The 16,751-nt window shown below is 59.3% G+C and carries 21 protein-coding genes; 9 read left to right on the top strand and 12 right to left on the bottom strand.

What is annotated here, in order from left to right:
* The first annotated feature begins 76 nt into the window (after positions 1-76).
* From ftsY to rpoH, 4 genes are all read left to right on the top strand, one after another.
* Entirely contained in the window at positions 77-1,639 is a 1,563-nt protein-coding gene (ftsY, locus tag AABM55_RS27560) for a signal recognition particle-docking protein FtsY (protein WP_347928241.1), read from the top strand.
* On the top strand, positions 1,636-2,307 hold the full coding sequence (gene ftsE / locus AABM55_RS27555) for a cell division ATP-binding protein FtsE (protein ID WP_019694097.1): 672 nt from the start codon (positions 1,636-1,638) through the stop codon (positions 2,305-2,307). Before ftsY ends, ftsE begins: the two co-directional genes overlap by 4 nt.
* Positions 2,304-3,326 (top strand): permease-like cell division protein FtsX, encoded by a 1,023-nt coding sequence (gene ftsX, locus AABM55_RS27550; protein WP_347928240.1) that lies wholly within the window; start codon positions 2,304-2,306, stop codon positions 3,324-3,326. The genes ftsE and ftsX overlap by 4 nt, the downstream gene beginning before the upstream one ends.
* 113 nt (positions 3,327-3,439) lie before the next feature.
* Positions 3,440-4,294 carry an RNA polymerase sigma factor RpoH gene (gene rpoH, locus AABM55_RS27545; RefSeq protein ID WP_019694095.1) on the top strand — a complete coding sequence of 285 codons (855 nt, stop codon included), beginning with the start codon at positions 3,440-3,442 and terminating at the stop codon, positions 4,292-4,294.
* Between the two features lie 167 nt (positions 4,295-4,461).
* Here rpoH and mtgA read toward each other — a convergent pair whose 3' ends face one another.
* The gene (mtgA, locus tag AABM55_RS27540) at positions 4,462-5,184 is read right to left on the bottom strand and encodes a monofunctional biosynthetic peptidoglycan transglycosylase (protein WP_054594472.1); all 723 of its coding nucleotides are present in this window, start codon (positions 5,182-5,184) and stop codon (positions 4,462-4,464) included.
* Positions 5,185-5,258: 74 nt separating this feature from the next.
* On the opposite strand from mtgA, the gene AABM55_RS27535 reads away from it, so the two are divergent.
* The 4 genes from AABM55_RS27535 (at position 5,259) to trmB (ending at position 7,642) form a co-directional block, all read left to right on the top strand.
* Entirely contained in the window at positions 5,259-5,630 is a 372-nt protein-coding gene (locus AABM55_RS27535; RefSeq protein WP_347928239.1) for a DUF423 domain-containing protein, read from the top strand.
* Positions 5,631-5,720: 90 nt separating this feature from the next.
* A complete protein-coding gene (thiS, locus tag AABM55_RS27530; protein WP_007897898.1) occupies positions 5,721-5,921 on the top strand; it encodes a sulfur carrier protein ThiS in 201 nt (66 codons plus the stop codon).
* Between the two features lie 191 nt (positions 5,922-6,112).
* Complete coding sequence (locus tag AABM55_RS27525; RefSeq protein ID WP_019694092.1) at positions 6,113-6,907, top strand: thiazole synthase; 795 nt, start codon at positions 6,113-6,115, stop codon at positions 6,905-6,907.
* A gap of 9 nt (positions 6,908-6,916) precedes the next feature.
* Positions 6,917-7,642: a tRNA (guanosine(46)-N7)-methyltransferase TrmB gene (gene trmB, locus AABM55_RS27520; protein WP_347928238.1), complete on the top strand. Its 726-nt coding sequence runs from the start codon at positions 6,917-6,919 to the stop codon at positions 7,640-7,642.
* Between the two features lie 29 nt (positions 7,643-7,671).
* Here the strand turns inward: trmB and AABM55_RS27515 are convergent, their stop codons facing one another.
* On the bottom strand, positions 7,672-8,634 hold the full coding sequence (locus AABM55_RS27515; RefSeq protein ID WP_103320529.1) for a transposase: 963 nt from the start codon (positions 8,632-8,634) through the stop codon (positions 7,672-7,674).
* 361 nt (positions 8,635-8,995) lie between these two features.
* Between AABM55_RS27515 and AABM55_RS27510 the strand changes: the two genes are divergently transcribed.
* Positions 8,996-9,805, top strand: a complete 810-nt coding sequence (locus AABM55_RS27510) for a hypothetical protein (RefSeq protein ID WP_347928237.1) — start codon at positions 8,996-8,998, stop codon at positions 9,803-9,805.
* 44 nt (positions 9,806-9,849) lie between these two features.
* Here the strand turns inward: AABM55_RS27510 and AABM55_RS27505 are convergent, their stop codons facing one another.
* The 10 genes from AABM55_RS27505 to proC form a co-directional block, all read right to left on the bottom strand.
* Positions 9,850-10,398, bottom strand: a complete 549-nt coding sequence (locus tag AABM55_RS27505; protein WP_347928236.1) for an RNA 2'-phosphotransferase — start codon at positions 10,396-10,398, stop codon at positions 9,850-9,852.
* Between the two features lie 62 nt (positions 10,399-10,460).
* Positions 10,461-10,784, bottom strand: a complete 324-nt coding sequence (locus tag AABM55_RS27500; RefSeq protein WP_054594469.1) for a DUF3392 domain-containing protein — start codon at positions 10,782-10,784, stop codon at positions 10,461-10,463.
* Positions 10,785-10,793: 9 nt separating this feature from the next.
* Positions 10,794-11,996, bottom strand: a complete 1,203-nt coding sequence (hemW, locus tag AABM55_RS27495) for a radical SAM family heme chaperone HemW (RefSeq protein WP_347928235.1) — start codon at positions 11,994-11,996, stop codon at positions 10,794-10,796.
* Positions 11,993-12,589, bottom strand: coding sequence for an RdgB/HAM1 family non-canonical purine NTP pyrophosphatase (gene rdgB / locus AABM55_RS27490; protein ID WP_347928234.1), 597 nt, complete (start codon positions 12,587-12,589; stop codon positions 11,993-11,995). Before rdgB ends, hemW begins: the two co-directional genes overlap by 4 nt.
* A complete protein-coding gene (locus AABM55_RS27485; RefSeq protein WP_347928233.1) occupies positions 12,586-13,020 on the bottom strand; it encodes a DUF4426 domain-containing protein in 435 nt (144 codons plus the stop codon). The genes rdgB and AABM55_RS27485 overlap by 4 nt, the downstream gene beginning before the upstream one ends.
* A gap of 24 nt (positions 13,021-13,044) precedes the next feature.
* Complete coding sequence (gene metW, locus AABM55_RS27480; protein WP_054594465.1) at positions 13,045-13,665, bottom strand: methionine biosynthesis protein MetW; 621 nt, start codon at positions 13,663-13,665, stop codon at positions 13,045-13,047.
* A 7-nt stretch (positions 13,666-13,672) separates the two neighbouring features.
* Entirely contained in the window at positions 13,673-14,812 is a 1,140-nt protein-coding gene (locus AABM55_RS27475) for a homoserine O-acetyltransferase (RefSeq protein WP_054594464.1), read from the bottom strand.
* 207 nt (positions 14,813-15,019) lie between these two features.
* Complete coding sequence (locus tag AABM55_RS27470; protein ID WP_347928232.1) at positions 15,020-15,316, bottom strand: DUF167 domain-containing protein; 297 nt, start codon at positions 15,314-15,316, stop codon at positions 15,020-15,022.
* Positions 15,316-15,903, bottom strand: a complete 588-nt coding sequence (locus tag AABM55_RS27465) for a YggT family protein (RefSeq protein WP_347928231.1) — start codon at positions 15,901-15,903, stop codon at positions 15,316-15,318. The genes AABM55_RS27470 and AABM55_RS27465 overlap by 1 nt, the downstream gene beginning before the upstream one ends.
* Positions 15,904-15,927: 24 nt before the next feature.
* Positions 15,928-16,746, bottom strand: a complete 819-nt coding sequence (gene proC, locus AABM55_RS27460; RefSeq protein WP_347928230.1) for a pyrroline-5-carboxylate reductase — start codon at positions 16,744-16,746, stop codon at positions 15,928-15,930.
* Positions 16,747-16,751: the final 5 nt, after the last annotated feature.

The raw sequence follows: 16,751 nt of genomic DNA, 5'->3' as shown, positions 1-16,751 counted from the left end.
CGCAGTCTGTTCTGCATCGAATATTTATTTGCCGAGGCGCCATTGGCGCGTCGCTACCGTGAGATAGCCGTCCTCCATGTTTGGTTCCAACGACGACAAGAAGACCCCAGCTGCGGCTGGCGAGAAGAAAAGCCTGTTCGGATGGCTGCGCAAAAAGCCGCAGGCACCCGCCGTCGAACAGCCACAGCCACTTCCAGAGGTTGCGCCTGAGCCGGTAATAGAAGCAGCGCCCGTTGCGCAAGCACCGGCTGCTGCCGTATTGCCGATAGCCGAGCCGGTAGTGCAGCCGGTTGTCGAGCCAGCGCCTGCGCCAGTGGCTGAAGTACCGCGCGCGCCGGAAGTTGTACACAAGCCGTGGTTGACGTTGCCGGTGGCTGAAGAACCGGTGGCCCTGGTCGAAAACGAGCTGGCGCCGCATATCACGCCACCGATTCCTGCGCCGACAGTAGTCCAGCAAGCGGTAGAGCTGCTGGTGGTTGAACCGGTCCCGGTCATCGATCCGACGGCTGAACAACTGATAGTTGATGAGCCTGATCTGCCTCAGCCGGTGATTGCGGCATTCGTGGCACCAGAACGTGCTCCAGAACCTGTACCCGCCCCAGTGCCGGCACCCGTTGTCGCGGCACCGGTAACAGCGCCAGCGCCGGTTGCACCGGTTGCGGCTCCGGCTCCGGTCGCGGCCGAACCGGTTCGCACCGAAGAAACCAAAGCCGGCTTCTTTGCCCGCTTGAAGCAAGGTCTGTCGAAAACCAGCGCGAGCATCGGCGAGGGCATGGCCAGCCTGTTCCTCGGCAAGAAGATCATCGATGACGAACTGCTCGAAGATATCGAAACCCGCCTGCTGACCGCTGACGTGGGTGTCGAAGCGACATCGGTGATCATCCAGAGCCTGACCCAGAAGGTCGCGCGCAAGCAGTTGGCCGACGCCGATGCACTGTACAAATCCTTGCAGGCCGAGCTTGCCAACATGCTCAAGCCGGTCGAGCAGCCGCTGAAAATTACCTCGCAGAACAAGCCGTTCGTGATTCTGGTGGTCGGCGTCAACGGCGCCGGCAAAACCACCACCATCGGTAAGTTGGCGAAGAAGCTGCAGCTTGAAGGCAAGAAAGTCATGCTCGCAGCCGGTGATACCTTCCGTGCCGCGGCGGTCGAGCAATTGCAGGTTTGGGGCGAACGCAACAAGATCCCGGTGATCGCCCAGCACACCGGCGCCGACTCGGCTTCGGTTATCTTCGATGCGGTACAGGCCGCCAAGGCCCGTGGCATTGATGTGCTGATCGCCGATACCGCCGGTCGCCTGCACACCAAAGACAACCTGATGGAAGAACTGAAAAAGGTTCGCCGGGTGATCAGTAAACTCGACGCCGATGCGCCGCATGAGGTGCTGCTGGTGCTCGACGCTGGTACTGGCCAGAACGCCATTAGTCAGGCCAAACAATTCAACCAGACAGTCGAACTGACCGGCCTGGCCTTGACCAAACTCGATGGCACGGCCAAGGGCGGGGTGATTTTCGCCCTGGCCAAGCAGTTTGGCCTGCCGATTCGCTACATCGGTGTCGGCGAAGGCATCGATGACTTGCGTACCTTTGAAGCAGAACCCTTTGTCCAGGCACTATTTGCCGAGCGGGAGCGTTCATGATTCGTTTCGAACAGGTCGGTAAGCGCTATCCGAACGGTCACGTCGGCTTGCATGAGCTGAGCTTTCGAGTCCGTCGGGGCGAGTTCTTGTTTGTCACCGGCCACTCCGGCGCCGGTAAAAGTACCCTGCTGCGGCTGTTACTCGCGATGGAGCGTCCGACCACTGGCAAACTGCTGCTGGCCGGGCAGGACCTGGCGACCATCAGCAACGCGCAGATCCCGTACCTGCGCCGGCAGATCGGCGTGGTGTTCCAGAACCACCAGTTGTTGTTCGACCGTACGGTGTTCAACAACGTCGCCTTGCCGTTGCAGATTCTCGGCTTGTCCAAGGCTGAAATCGCCAAGCGCGTGGATTCGGCCCTGGAGCGCGTTGCACTCTCGGACAAGACCGACCTCTATCCGGGTGATCTGTCCACCGGTCAGCAGCAGCGTGTCGGCATTGCCCGCGCCATCGTCCATCGCCCGGCCTTGCTGCTGGCGGACGAACCGACCGGTAACCTCGACCCGCGTCTGGCGGCAGAAATCATGGGCGTCTTCGAAGACATCAACCGTCTGGGTACCAGCGTGCTGATCGCCAGTCACGATCTGGCGCTGATCGCCCGCATGCGTCATCGCATGCTGACCTTGCAGCGTGGCCGATTGATCGGCGACGGGGAGGCCGGGGTATGAGTGCAACACGCAGTCCGAAGGTTTCCGAGCGCGTGGCCCCGAAGGCTGCCGATCCGCAACCACAGAAGAAAAAGCGCGATGAAGACGAGGGTCCGGACTTCAGCACCTTGCTGCGCGCCTGGATCGAAAGTCACCGCGCCAGTTTGCTGGACAGCCTGCGGCGTCTGGGCAAGCAGCCCATCGGCAGCTTCTTCACCTGTCTGGTGATGGCGGTTGCCCTGAGTTTGCCGATGGGCTTGTCGTTGCTGCTGAACAACGTCGAACGTCTGGGTGGTTCCTGGCAGCGTGCGGCGCAGATCTCGCTTTACTTGCAGATCGATGCCAGCGCCAACGAAGGCGAGCAACTGCGCGAGCAGATCAAGGGCATGCCGGGTGTAGCTGATGCCGAATACATCAGTCGCGAGCAGGCGCTGGAAGAGTTCCAGCAGCAGTCCGGTCTGGGCGAGGCACTCAAGGAGCTGCCGCAGAACCCGTTGCCTGGCGTGGTGCTGGTCACTCCGAACGAAGTCGACAAGGCGACCCTTGAAGCATTAAGACAAAAACTTTCCGAGTTGCCGAAGGTACAACAGGCGCAACTTGATCTAGTCTGGGTCGAGCGTTTGGCGGCCATCCTCAAGCTGGGCGAGCGGTTTGTCTTCGGCCTGACCGTGTTGCTGGTTTCTGCATTACTTTTGGTGATAGGCAATACCATTCGTCTTCATATTGAAAACCGCCGCACAGAGATAGAAGTGATTAAACTCGTCGGCGGCACTGACAGCTATGTGCGCAGGCCTTTTCTGTATATGGGCGCGCTCTATGGCTTCGGTGCAGGGATTCTTTCCTGGGGTGTTCTGGCGTTTGGCCTGAATTGGCTGAACGACGCAGTGGTTGGGCTGGCCGGCTTGTATGGCAGTAATTTCGCGTTGTCCGGGGTACCGGTTGCCGATGGTCTGTCACTCTTGCTAGGCGCAGTGCTGTTGGGGTATATCGGTGCATGGATTGCGGTAGCGCGCCATTTGAGAGAGCTCGCACCGAAGTAGAGTCTTATTGCTTGTATGACCTTTCAGCGTATAGGGGAACTTGTCCTTCGGTTCCCGGTCAACTTTTCGCAGTGCTGAACTGCACGAGTTATGTGAGTCGGAGGTTTTTTCGTATGACCACTTCTTTGCAACCTGCGTATGCTCTGGTCCCAGGCGCGAACCTGGAGGCTTATGTGCACACGGTGAACAGCATTCCATTGCTGACACCGGAGCAGGAGCGTGAACTGGCCGAGAGTCTCTACTATGAGCAGGATTTGGGGGCGGCTCGGCAGATGGTGCTCGCCCACCTGCGTTTTGTTGTACATATTGCCCGTAGCTATTCCGGCTACGGCCTGGCCCAGGCTGACCTGATTCAGGAAGGCAACGTTGGCCTGATGAAAGCGGTCAAGCGTTTCAACCCGGAAATGGGCGTGCGTCTGGTGTCCTTTGCGGTGCACTGGATCAAGGCTGAAATCCACGAATTCATCCTGCGCAACTGGCGCATCGTCAAGGTCGCCACGACCAAGGCCCAGCGCAAACTGTTCTTCAACCTGCGCAGCCAGAAGAAGCGTCTGGCATGGCTGAACAACGAGGAAGTCCATCGTGTAGCTGAAAGCCTCGGCGTAGAGCCGCGGGAAGTTCGCGAGATGGAAAGCCGCCTGACCGGCCATGACATGGCCTTCGACCCGGCCGCCGAAGCGGACGACGACAGCGCTTTCCAGTCGCCGGCCAACTATCTGGAAGACCACCGGTACGACCCGGCCCGTCAACTGGAAGATGCCGACTGGACCGACAACTCCACCCACAACCTGCACGAAGCGCTGGAAGTGCTGGACGATCGCAGCCGCGACATCCTCTATCAGCGCTGGCTGGCAGAAGAAAAAGCCACGCTGCACGACTTGGCGCAGAAGTACAACGTGTCGGCCGAGCGTATTCGTCAGCTCGAGAAGAGCGCGATGAACAAGCTCAAGCTGTCGATTGCTGCTTAAGCGGTAACGCAATATAAAACGCCCCGATCAATGATCGGGGCGTTTTTGTTTGTGCCTGCTTTCGTAGGAGCAAGGCTTGCCCGCGATAGGTGTGATGCGGAGTCACTGGCCGACCGCGTTATCGTTCATCGCGGGCAAGCCTTGCTCCTACAGGGTTTGGTGTTGAATCACTGGGCCCACGGTGCCCGGCGCGAAGCGTTGAGTCCGGTCAGGTAGCTATCGCCGCCCAACTGGCTCATCTGCTGCCGAATCCAGCTCGCGCGGCGCAATACGTATGGGCTCGGATGGCCGGCGCTCCAGGCTCGCGGGTTTGGCAGTACGGCGGCCAGCAAACTGGCTTGCTGACGGCTCAGCGACCGGGCACTCACGCCAAAGTGATGCCTTGCAGCCGCTTCGGCGCCAAACACGCCGTCATCCCATTCCACGCTGTTGAGGTACACCTCAAGAATCCGCTGCTTGGGCCAGAACACTTCGATCAGACCGGTAAACCAGGCTTCCAGTCCTTTGCGCAGCCAGCTGCGGCCGGACCAGAGGAACAGGTTCTTCGAGACTTGCTGGCTCAAGGTGCTGGCGCCGCGGATCGAGCCGCCGAGTTCGTTGTGGGCCAGCGCGGCCTGGATCGCACCGAAGTCAAAACCCCAGTGCTCGGGGAATTTCTGGTCTTCGCCGGCCATCACCGCGACCTTCAGGTCATCGGAAATGTTTTCCCACGGCTGCCAGTTGCGCTGCACGTCGATAGGCTCGCCATCGACCCAGGATTCGATCTTGCGCTCGACCATCAGCGCCGTCCCTGGAGGCGGAACGACGCGAAACAACAGCACCAGCAACACGCTGCCACCGGCGAACCAGAGCAGGGCTTTTGTGAAACGGCGGAACAATAAACGCAGCATAGAGATGGCTTGGCCGAACCCGTCGAGCGGGCCATTATACAGACCCTGCCCGATGATTCTGACTGGAGTTCCTCATGCTGCGTGGCTTTCTGATGCTGGCCGCTTTTTTCGGATTCACCGGCGTGGGCCTGGGCGCGTTTGCCGCCCATGGCCTGAAAGACCGCCTGAGTGCCGAATACCTGGCGATTTTCCACACCGGCGTCACCTACCAACTGGTGCACACCCTGGCGCTGTTGGGCGTAGCACTGCTGGCCGTGCAGATTCCCGGGCGTTTGATCACCTGGGCCGGTGTATCATTTGCCCTCGGCATCCTGTTGTTTTCCGGCAGCCTGTACCTGCTGACCCTGACCGGCGTCAGCAAGCTGGGCATCGTGACACCGTTCGGCGGATTGGCATTCCTCGTGGGCTGGCTGTGCCTTGGGATAGCCGCCTGGCGCCTTAGCTGACTTAAGAGTCCGTTTCAAGACGAATGGCTTGGGTCGACCTGACTGATCGGGCTAGAATGCTGGCCCCTAAAAATGATGGCGGCATCCGGCATGCGCATTCAGTTGAACGGCGAATCCCTTGAACTGCCCGACGGCGAAACCGTTGCGGCCCTGCTGACCCGTCTGGAACTGACCGGACGCCGAGTGGCGGTCGAACTCAACCTGGATATCGTTCCGCGCAGCCAGCATGCTGAAACCACGCTGAACGACGGCGATTCGGTCGAAGTCGTTCACGCCATCGGCGGCGGCTAGAGCGCAAACACTGTGAAAACTACTGCGCTCGGTAATCCAGCGTTAAAAACAGGCTCGGAATGCTCATTTACAACCCGTAGACTCCGCTTCCTCGCCTGTTTTTGCCTTGTCTTCCCTTCGCTCGCTACGTTTTCACAGCGTTTGCCAAATATAGAATTCTGCAAGAACCTCACCCCAACAGAGGATTTCCGATGAGCAACGTACGCAGCGACAAGCCTTTCGTCCTGGCCGGTCGTACTTACCAGTCGCGTTTGCTGGTAGGTACCGGCAAGTACCGTGACATGGAAGAAACCCGCCTGGCCATCGAAGCCTCGGGTGCCGAGATCGTCACTTTCGCCGTGCGCCGCACCAACCTCGGCCAGAACCCGGGCGAACCGAACCTGCTCGAAGTCCTGTCGCCGGATCGCTACACCTTCCTGCCGAACACTGCCGGGTGCTTCGACGCTACCGAGGCTGTGCGCACCTGCCGCCTGGCCCGTGAACTGCTCGGCGGCCACAACCTGGTGAAGCTGGAAGTGCTGGCGGACCAGAAAACCCTGTTCCCTAACGTGATCGAAACCCTCAAGGCCGCCGAAGTGCTGGTCAAGGAAGGTTTCGACGTGATGGTCTACACCAGCGATGACCCGATCATTGCCCGTCAACTGGCGGAAATCGGCTGCATCGCCGTCATGCCACTGGCCGGTCTGATCGGCACGGGCCTGGGGATCTGCAACCCGTACAACCTGCAGATCATCCTCGAAGAAGCCAAGATCCCGGTGTTGGTGGATGCTGGTGTCGGTACGGCATCCGACGCGACCATTGCCATGGAACTGGGTTGCGAAGCGGTGCTGATGAACTCGGCCATCGCCCACGCGCAACAGCCGATCATGATGGCTGAAGCGATGAAACACGCCATTGTTGCAGGTCGTCTGGCGTACCTCGCCGGGCGCATGCCGAAAAAACTCTATGCCAGCGCTTCCTCGCCGCTGGATGGTCTGATCAAGTAAGAGCCATTGATGACTGAATCGAACGACACGCCTATCCAGACGGAAGCAGGCGAAGAGCGCCAACACCGCCGCATCAAGAGTTTCGTGATGCGCGCCGGGCGCATGACTGAAGGCCAGCAGCGCGGCCTGGACCAAGGCACGCCGCTGTTCGTCCTGCCGTTGGCCGACGCGCCGGTGGATTTTGACCAGGTGTTCGGTCGCTCGGCACCGCGCTCGCTGGAAATCGGTTTCGGCATGGGCCATTCGCTGCTGGAAATGGCCGCGGCTTCGCCTGATCAGGACTTCATTGGCGTTGAAGTACACCGCCCAGGTGTCGGCGCGTTGCTCAATGGCGTGCTGACTCAAGGCCTGACCAACCTGCGGGTCTACGATTGCGATGCGATCGAAGTGCTCAACCGTTGCGTGGCCGATAACAGCCTCGATCGCCTGATGCTGTTTTTCCCGGACCCATGGCACAAGAGCCGTCACCACAAGCGTCGTATCGTTCAGGCGTCGTTCGCTGAGCTGGTACGCAGCAAGTTGAAAGTCGGCGGTGTGCTGCACATGGCCACCGACTGGGAACCTTACGCCGAGTACATGCTGGAAGTGATGAATGTCGCGCCGGGCTACCTCAACCTCGCCGAAGACGGCAAGTGCGTGCCACGCCCGGCCGAGCGCCCGATCACCAAGTTCGAACGCCGCGGCGAACGTCTTGGGCACGGCGTGTGGGATTTGAAGTTCGAGAAACAATCCTAAGCCCTACGCAATACACAATGTGGGAGATTCTATGTTGCAGGACAACCCTGCAACGGTCGATTCGGTTGGTATTCGCTCTGGTTTTTCATCAGGGCGAACGCCACCCGGGCGAGTTTTCGGGCAAGGATTACCAGGGCCTGAGTCTTCTTGAAACCTCTGGCCAGGTACCCTTCATAAAAGGGTTTCCAGGTCGCTGAACGACAGGCGGCCATGGCCGAGTTGTGGGCCAAACGCCGTATTTCCGGATCCCCTTTCTTGGTCAGACTGCGACTCCCCGTCTTTTTTCCCGAGTCATCAACCCTCAAGTCCATGCCCAAAAAAGCGATGAAGGCATTGCTGTCCTTAAACTCGCCACGCAAAAAAGCCGTCGCAAATCCGGTTGCCGTCAGTACACCGACGCCTTCAATGGCCTTGCAACGCTCAATATTTTCGGCGGCTCCGGCCTCTTTGCTCAGGTCACGCAGCTTTTTTTGAATGGCCAAATCCGAGTGCTTAAACGTCTCCATCAGACATTTCAGCTCTTCTTCCAGGCGCGGCTCATTGGCCCAGCTCTGAGCCAGACTGACACGCGCCTTGATCAGTGCTGCCCGTCGATGAAGCAGGCTTTGCAGGGCCTTGTAAGCCTTGGGCGGCGGGCTCCAAGCGCGTAACCCAGCCTGTTCATGCGCCAGATACCGAGCCAGAAGACGGGCATCGCACGGATCATTTTTAGCTCGTTGGCCGACACCGCGGCGGTAATGACTCAAGCGATAACCGTCCACGACGTAGACCTGATGACCCAACTCATGGGCCAACTCAACCGTGTCCAAGTGGTAAATGTTGGTGGCCTCGACGGCAATGCCACTTTTGGCGGGCAGCGTCTTGAGCCAGCGTTTGAGTGCTGCCCGATTATTGGGGATGGCTTGTGTGGTTTGCAGATCGGCGCGATAGACGAGCACCTCGGCCTTGGCCACATCAACACCCACGACCGTTTGCGAAGTAAGGATTGTCATGACGAATCCTCGGAGCTAGGGTTTAAGAGCTTGTTGGGGTCTACCGTTGCGCTGGCTTGTCTCTATCGTCGGCCTTGCCGATGAATTCCTTATTGGCGCTTTTGGGTAGAAGGGGTGGGACGAAGTCTCCCACGGTCTGTACTGGCTAGAGTCAGAATCGGGCTTTTAGTCCCACCCACCCCTTCAAGTCTAAACATACAAGCGAGCTTGCTCGCGATGAGGCCATAACATTCAACATCCAAGTTGACTGTCAGGCCGTCATCGCGAGCAAGCTCGCTCCCACAGTTGTTTTGTGTGGTGTTCAAGATCTGCGTTTATCCGCCGAAAGCTCCACGTCCCCACTTGTAAAGGAAGACAAGGTTTGAAATTGATCCTCGCCACTGCATTGTTGTTGAGCCTGTTGTCTTCGACAGCCTTCGCAACCACTACTGCCAGCTTGCCCTCGATATCGGCGGACGAATACTTTGAGCGAGCCCGGCAGAAGTCGGAGCAATTCAGGCATATTTCCGATGAATTGGTAAAGCTGGAAGCCAGCGGAAAGTTTGACCCCCAAAATGCACCCGAGGCGATGAAGGACGCTGAAGCGACGTTCTTGGCATTCAAACATGATCTGAAGATGGCGTCCGAGGGTGGTCACGTTGTTGCGACGTATCTGTTGGCCAATATCGAAAGCAAGTTTGGCCCGACCGACGAGGAGCGCAAACAGTTCTGTGAGCCTTTGCAGAAGGCAATGGGTCAAGGCTTGCTGGCGTCCGCCGTGGCTTATCACTTTCAGTGTGATATCGCGTACATGCGGTTTGACTTCAGAAGCCCAGGTCACTTGAAGTACCTGGAAGATTTGAAGCAGATGCTTCAGCGAGTAGATGGCAATCGTGACTACTACCCACTGCCAACCAAGCGGTCGTCATGTTTCCAGGATTTGCGGGCAGAGTTGACGGCTGAAAGAACGTTGGCCGCTATTCAGGCGCGTAGCAAGGCCATGGTGCTGACCTACGATCAATATCGGGCGGAGGCCTATTACATACTGGCGGCCACGCGGCTGAATGAAAAAGGTCAGCCGGACAGTCAGAACCTGGCCTATCTGAATCAGGCTCTGGCGTTGGGTTGCAAAGACTCCATGAAGCTCAAGGACTATTACGAAAAGGAGTTTGGCGCTCAAGCGTCCAAATAGCGGTGGGAGTGACCAGCCGCGCTCTGTAGAGGGAGAGGCTTGTCCTACAAGGGAGCGATGAACTTCACCGGCACCTGTTCCGTCAGCCAGACTCCGTTCTCGGCCTGATAGAACTTGAAGCCTTGCTCCAGCATCTCCAGGGCTGCGACCTTCAGAATCACTACCGTTCCATAGCGTTGTCCCACGGTGCTGGCCGTTTCTATTTCCTGGGAAAGGTGCACGTGATGACGTGAGCCCGGGATCAGGCCTTTCTCGTTGATCGATGCCATGAACCGGGTCGCAGTGCCGTGGTACAGCGTCGCGGGAGGGCGCTTTTCTTCGAATTGCAGGTCGACGGTTTTTGTCGAATGACCCTGTACGGCGCGGATGCGTTGGCCGTCTGCGGAGATCGAAAAGCGTTTCTTGTCGCTGCTGTCGACAACCTGCTGGATCAATTGCCGATCCAGGGTTCTACCGTCGCGTGCCGCGCCGCTTATCAGCGCGTCGATGGCTGCCCAACCGTCGGTATCCAGTACCAGACCAATGGCCTGCGGCTCGTGACGCAACACGTAGCTGAGAAATTTGCTTGTATCGTCCAGCAGTTTCTTACTCATGATCTTCCCTGACGACCGGCAAAAAAAGCATCGATCGCAATCCAATGTGGTGTATCCGAAAGTCAGCGGCGGTCGGCGACGACGCCGATCAACACCAGCACCACCAACAACACCGGCGCGAGGCTGTAGTTGTTGAACTGGCTCAGGCCGCGAACAATCCATGGCGTGGCGTAGATCAGGGCGGCGCCGCTGCCGATCATGCACACCAGGGCCATCAGCGGGACGCGCAAGGCGCCAGCGATGCTGCCCAGGCGTTGATCGATCCAGCCTTTGATATCGGCGCCAAACAGCACCAGCAGGCAGCCCACCAGCGCCAGGGCGATTTCCGACAGGTTGCTACGGCTCCAGCGGGACACGGTGGCAAGCAGATCGAGTACCAAATCCATTCGATTTCCTTAAGTCAGAAAATTCTGCAGCAAGTCATTGAGGAACAGCTGTCCGCGCATCGTCGCCGCCAGACGTGACGGTTCGACCTGCAACAGGCCACTTTGTTCGGCCTCGCGGCGGCCTTCGGCAAGGCTTTCCAGGCTCAGGCCGGTGCGCTCTGGATACAGGCGCGCCTCGACACCTTCGGTCAGACGCAGGGCATTCATCAGGAACTCGAACGGCAGCTCTTCGTTGGTCAGGGCCTTCTCACCCGCTTGAAAGCTTTTTGCCGGGTTGAGGTAGTCCTTCGGCAGACGAGTCTTCCAGGTGCGGACAATGCGTCCGTCCGGATGGCTGAGCTTGCCGTGAGCCCCGGCGCCGATGCCGATGAAGTCGCCAAAACTCCAGTAATTGAGGTTATGCCGCGCCGGGCGACCGGGTTGGGCATACGCCGACACTTCGTATTGGGCGTAACCGTGTTCGGCCAACAGCGCCTGGCCAGCCTCCTGAATGTCCCACAAGGTGTCATCTTCCGGCAGGGTTGGCGGCTGATTCCAGAACACCGTGTTCGGCTCCAGCGTCAGCTGATACCAGGACAGATGAGTCGGTTTCAGCGCGATGGCCTGACGCAGGTCGTCCAGCGCATCCTCCAGGGACTGATCGGGCAAGCCGTGCATCAGGTCCAGGTTGAAGTTATCGAACCCGGCCTGTCGGGCCATGCCAGCCGCGCGAATCGCTTCATCGCCGTTGTGGATCCGGCCCAGGGCCTTGAGTTTCTCTTGCTGGAAGCTCTGGATGCCGATCGACAGGCGATTGATGCCCAAGGCACGGTAAGCGACGAATTTTTCCTGTTCGAAGGTCCCGGGGTTGGCTTCCAGGGTGATTTCGATATCGCCGGCAAACGGGATTCGCTGTTCCACACCTTTGAGCAAACGGCCCAACGCTTGCGCGCTGAACAGGCTCGGTGTGCCGCCGCCGAAGAAGATCGAGCTCAGCTCGCGGCCGTAAACCGCATGCAAGTCTTGATCGAGGTCAGCCAGCAGGGCATCGACATACTCTTCTTCCGGCAGCTCGGGGCTTGCGGTGTGGGAGTTGAAGTCGCAATAAGGGCATTTGCGGACGCACCACGGAATGTGGATGTACAGCGCCAGGGGCGGCAGCACTGGCAGGGCCGTCCGAGGCGATTGCGCGCCGCCGTATATCAGCGGCGACGCGGACGAGTCGTGGGTCATTTCAGGCTCAGGCGTTGGCGCAGCAAATCCATTGCACGGGCGCGGTGGCTGAGCTGGTTTTTCTCGGCCGGGCTCAATTTTGCACTGGAGCAATCGCGCTCCGGCACCCAGAACAGCGGATCGTAGCCAAAACCGTGTTCACCGCTGGCTTCGGTCAGGATGCGCCCGTGCCACAGGCCTTCGCAGAGAATCGGCAGCGGATCATCGGCGTGGCGTACCAGCGCCAGCACGCAGACAAACTGCGCACTGCGTTCGGCTTCGGGTACGTCTTTGAGCACATCGAGCAGCTTGGCGTTGTTCGCCGCGTCGCCCTGGCCGTCGGCATAGCGCGCCGAGTAGATACCCGGCGCACCGCCGAGGAAGTCCACCGCCAGCCCCGAATCATCGGCCAGTGCCGGCAAACCGGAAATGCGCGAGGCATTGCGGGCCTTGAGGATGGCGTTTTCGACGAACGACAGGCCGGTTTCTTCAGGCTCGACGCTGCTGAATTCGCCAATTGAGCGCAGGCGCACCGAGGCGCCGAGCATGGCCTGGAGTTCTTTGAGTTTGCCGGCGTTATGGCTGGCCAACACGAGTTGCGTGAAATTGATCATTCGCCGGGGAAGAGCTCTTGGTTGAAATTGATGGTGTTGATTTTGTCGCCGGTTTGCACGTTGATTTCGAAGGTGCGGACTTCCTGCTGATCCACCGGGAACTGGGCGATGTAGTAGACGGCCCCGGTTTCGGTGATCTGTTTGAACTTCAGCGGGACGCTTTTACTGGTCAGGTCTTTCACCGTGCCACTGACCTGGGCGATCACCGGTTTGTTGGCCTTGATCACCGACACATTGATCACGCCCTGATTCTTGCTGCGGACCAGTTCGGCGTTTTTGGCAATATCCGGCGTCAGGTAGGTGGAATTGAAGGTGTTGTAGTGCACCGTCACGTCACCAAAGGTTTCCTGACGTTCGCCTTTGATCGGTTCGGCGGCCATGGCGCTGGCGCTCAGGCAGGCTGTTAACAGAAACAGGGCTAGACGACCCATGATCGCTCTCCTCGAAAAACCTCGTTAAACCGCTACCTGGTGATCCTGCAGGCCAGGACTGCTGACGCGGTAGATGCCAATCTCACCTAATAGATTAGGCCATAGCTTACTGGCCCACCCGTGTCGGTGTTGTTGATCGACAGCAAGTCGGTCGATGACCTTGGCTTCACGTTCGCGGCACAGCGCCTCAAAGTCTGCAAAGGTGCAGAAGTGGATGTTCGGCGTGTTGTACCAGGTGTACGGCAAAAACTCCGAAACCGGCATCCGGCCCTTGCTTGCCAAGTACCAGCGGCAGCGCCAGTGACCGAAGTTGGGGAAGGTGATGATGCACTGGCGACCGACCCGCAGCATTTCGTCGAGGATCTTGTCGGGGTAATGCACGGCTTGCAGGGCCTGGGTCATCACCACGATGTCGAAACTGTTGCTGGCAAAGTTGCCCAGGCCCTTGTCCAGGTCCTGCTCGATGACGTTGATGCCCTTGGCCACGCATTCGGCGATGTTGTCCGCGTCGTTTTCCAGCCCATAGCCGGTCACTTGCTTGTTATCGCGCAGCCAGGTCAGCAGCTCGCCGTCGCCGCAACCGAGGTCGAGCACGCGGCTGCCGGCGGGGATCCATTCCTGGATGATTTCCAGATCAGCTCTCATGACTTCCTCAAAGCGAAATTCGGTTCATGTAATTGCGAAACGCCTGCAAGTAGCGCGGGATCGGAATCAGGAAGGCGTCGTGGCCTTGCGGAGCATCGATCTCCAGGTAGCAAACGTCTTTCTTGGCCGCCATCAACGCATCAACCAGTTCCCGCGAGCGGGCCGGGGAGAAGCGCCAGTCGGTGGTGAAGGACATCACGCAGAACTTGGCCTTGGCACCGGCGAAGGTTTTCGCCAGGTTATCGTCGAAGTTCGCTGCCGGATCGAAGTAGTCCAGCGCTTTGGTCATCAGCAGGTAGGTGTTGGCGTCAAAACGCCCGGAGAACTCCTCGCCCTGATAACGCAGGTAGCTTTCGACCTGGAACTCGACGCTGTGGAAGTCGTAGTTGAGCTTTTCACTCTTCAGGCCACGGCCGAATTTCTCGCCCATGGAATCGTCCGACAGGTAGGTGATGTGCCCGACCATCCGCGCGAGCATCAGCCCACGCTTGGGGATCACACCCGCTTCCTGGAACGAGCCACCATGGAAATCCGGATCGGTGAGGATCGCCTGACGCGCCACTTCGTTGAAGGCGATGTTCTGCGCCGACAGTTTCGGCGCCGAGGCAATGGCCAGGCAGTGGCGGATACGATCAGGGTAGGTAATGCTCCACTGTATCGCCTGCATGCCACCCAGGCTGCCACCGATCACCGCGGCCCACTGGTTGATGCCGATCCGGTCCGCCAGACGCGCCTGGCTGTGCACCCAGTCTTCCACGGTCAGCACCGGGAAGTCGGCACCAAACGGTTTGCCGGTGTCCGGGTTGGTGCTGCTCGGGCCGGTAGAGCCGTTGCAGCCGCCGAGGTTGTTCAGGCTGACCACGAAGAACTTGTTGGTGTCGATCGGTTTGCCCGGGCCGATACAGCTGTCCCACCAACCGGGTTTACGGTCTTCGGTACTGTGATAACCGGCAGCGTGATGGTGACCCGACAAAGCATGGCAAATCAGCACGGCGTTGCTCGCCGTGGCGTTCAACGTGCCGTAGGTTTCATAAATCAGGTCATAGGCTGGCAAGGAGCGGCCGCAGGCAAGGGCCAGGGGCTCGCTGAAGTGCGCCACTTGCGGCGTCACCAGACCAACAGAATCGGCGGGAAAGGCAGTTGGCATCGACCCTGCTCTCGTTGAAATGAGGCGTAAGTCTAATGAGCAGGGCCCCCAGCGGCAAGCAAAGGCCGGGCCTGATTTCATTCAGTTCTACCGAGGTGCTGCCATCGCGGGCAAGCCTTGCTCCTACAGCGTTTGTGTCGGTCGCGGATTTGCGCACAACCCGTGACCCGTAGGAGCAAAGCTTGCTCGCGATGAACGATGACGCGGTCAGCCTGCTGGACGCAGCAACCCCGGCAATTCCGGCAGCTTCTTCGGCGAGCTGATCCGAACCCGCTTCTGCCGGTTCAGCTCGCCGCTTATCAGGCTCACCTGGCTCTTGGACACGCCAAACGCCTTGGCCAGAAACGCCATCAGGTAGGCATTGGCCTTGCCTTCGACCGGCGGGGCGGTCAGGCGGATCTTCAGCCGATCGCCATGCAGCCCGCAGAAATCATCGCTGCGGGCCGCCGGTTGCAGGTGACAGTCGAGGATCAGGTCATCCCCGTCCCAGCGAAAGTAGCTCATCAGATGAGCCCGAGCAGCCCCTGCGGCATGTAGGCATAGTTCGCAAGGTGTGGGATCAGCCAGCCTTGCAGCAACTGGATCACGATAAACGCGAAGATCGGCGAGATATCGAGGCCGCCCAGGTTCGGCACGATACGGCGGAATGGGGCGAGTACCGGTTCAGTAATCTGAGCGACCAGCTCTGCGCCCGGATTGTGGCTCCCCGGGGCTACCCAGGACAGAATCACGCTGATGATCATCGCGTAGAACAGAATATTCAAAAACAGCGAGAAGATGGCGATCAGTGCCCAAGGCACCAACAGCAGCGAGTCGACCAGGAAGCCTTTGAGCGCCAGGATGACGGCTATCAGCAGCATCTGCACGATCAGCGCCAGTACAAGAGACGACATGTCCAGCCCGAACATGCTTGGGATTACCCGGCGCAGAGGCTTGAGCAGCGGCTGAGTGGCTTTCACGATGAACTGGCAGAGCGGGTTGTAAAAGTTCGCCCGAACCAATTGCAGGATAAAACGCAGCAGCACGATCAGCAGGTACAGGCTGCCCAGGGTTTTAATGATGAAAATGGCAGCGTCATTGAGTCCGAGCATTATTGATTCCTTTGTAAGAGCTGATTAGCGACCCAGTTGCTCGGCCATCTCGGCTGAACGGTGGGCTGCGGCGCCGAGTGCTTTTTCGACCAGGGCTTCAAAGCCGCCGGCCTGGAAGGTCTTGATCGCGGCTTCGGTGGTGCCTGCTGGCGAGGTCACGCGACGGCGTAGCTCCGCAGCGTCGACGTCACTGGCAACGGCCATGTGCGCGGCGCCCAGCGCGGTTTGCAGGGTCAGCTGGGCAGCGATGTCCCGTGGCAGGCCAAGCTTCTCGCCTGCAGCGGTCATGGCTTCGATCAGCAGGAAGAAGTACGCAGGGCCCGAACCGGAAACGGCGGTGACCGCGTCCAGTTGCTGCTCTTCGTTCAGCCACAGGGCGATGCCAACGGCAGACAGCAGCTCCTGGGCCTGCTGACGCTGTTCGGCAGTCACTTGGGCCGTGGCGTACAAACCGCTCACGCCCTGACGCAGCAGCGCCGGGGTGTTGGGCATGCAACGCACGATCGGCTGAGCGCCAAGCCAGTTGTTCATGCTGGCGCAGGTGATCCCGGCGGCAATCGACACCACCAGTTGATTCGACGCCAGGCTTGGGCGCAGTGCTTCACACACGGCTTTCATGGCCTGGGGTTTGACCGCCAGCACGACCACGTCTGCGCCTTGAATGGCGTCGGCGTTGTTGGCGAACGTTTCGATGCCGTGTTCGGCGGTTACCCGTGCGCGAGTTTCAGCGCCCGGGTCGCTGGCGCGGATCTGTGCAGCGTCCAGGCCTTTGGCACGCAGGCCGCCGATCAGGCTGGCGGCCATGTTTCCGGCACCGATAAAGGCAATTCGTGTCTTGCTCATGTCAG

Origin of the sequence: Pseudomonas helvetica, assembly GCF_039908645.1 — a bacterium.
Lineage (GTDB): Bacteria > Pseudomonadota > Gammaproteobacteria > Pseudomonadales > Pseudomonadaceae > Aquipseudomonas > Aquipseudomonas helvetica.
This window is presented reverse-complemented; position numbering and strand designations above follow the sequence as displayed.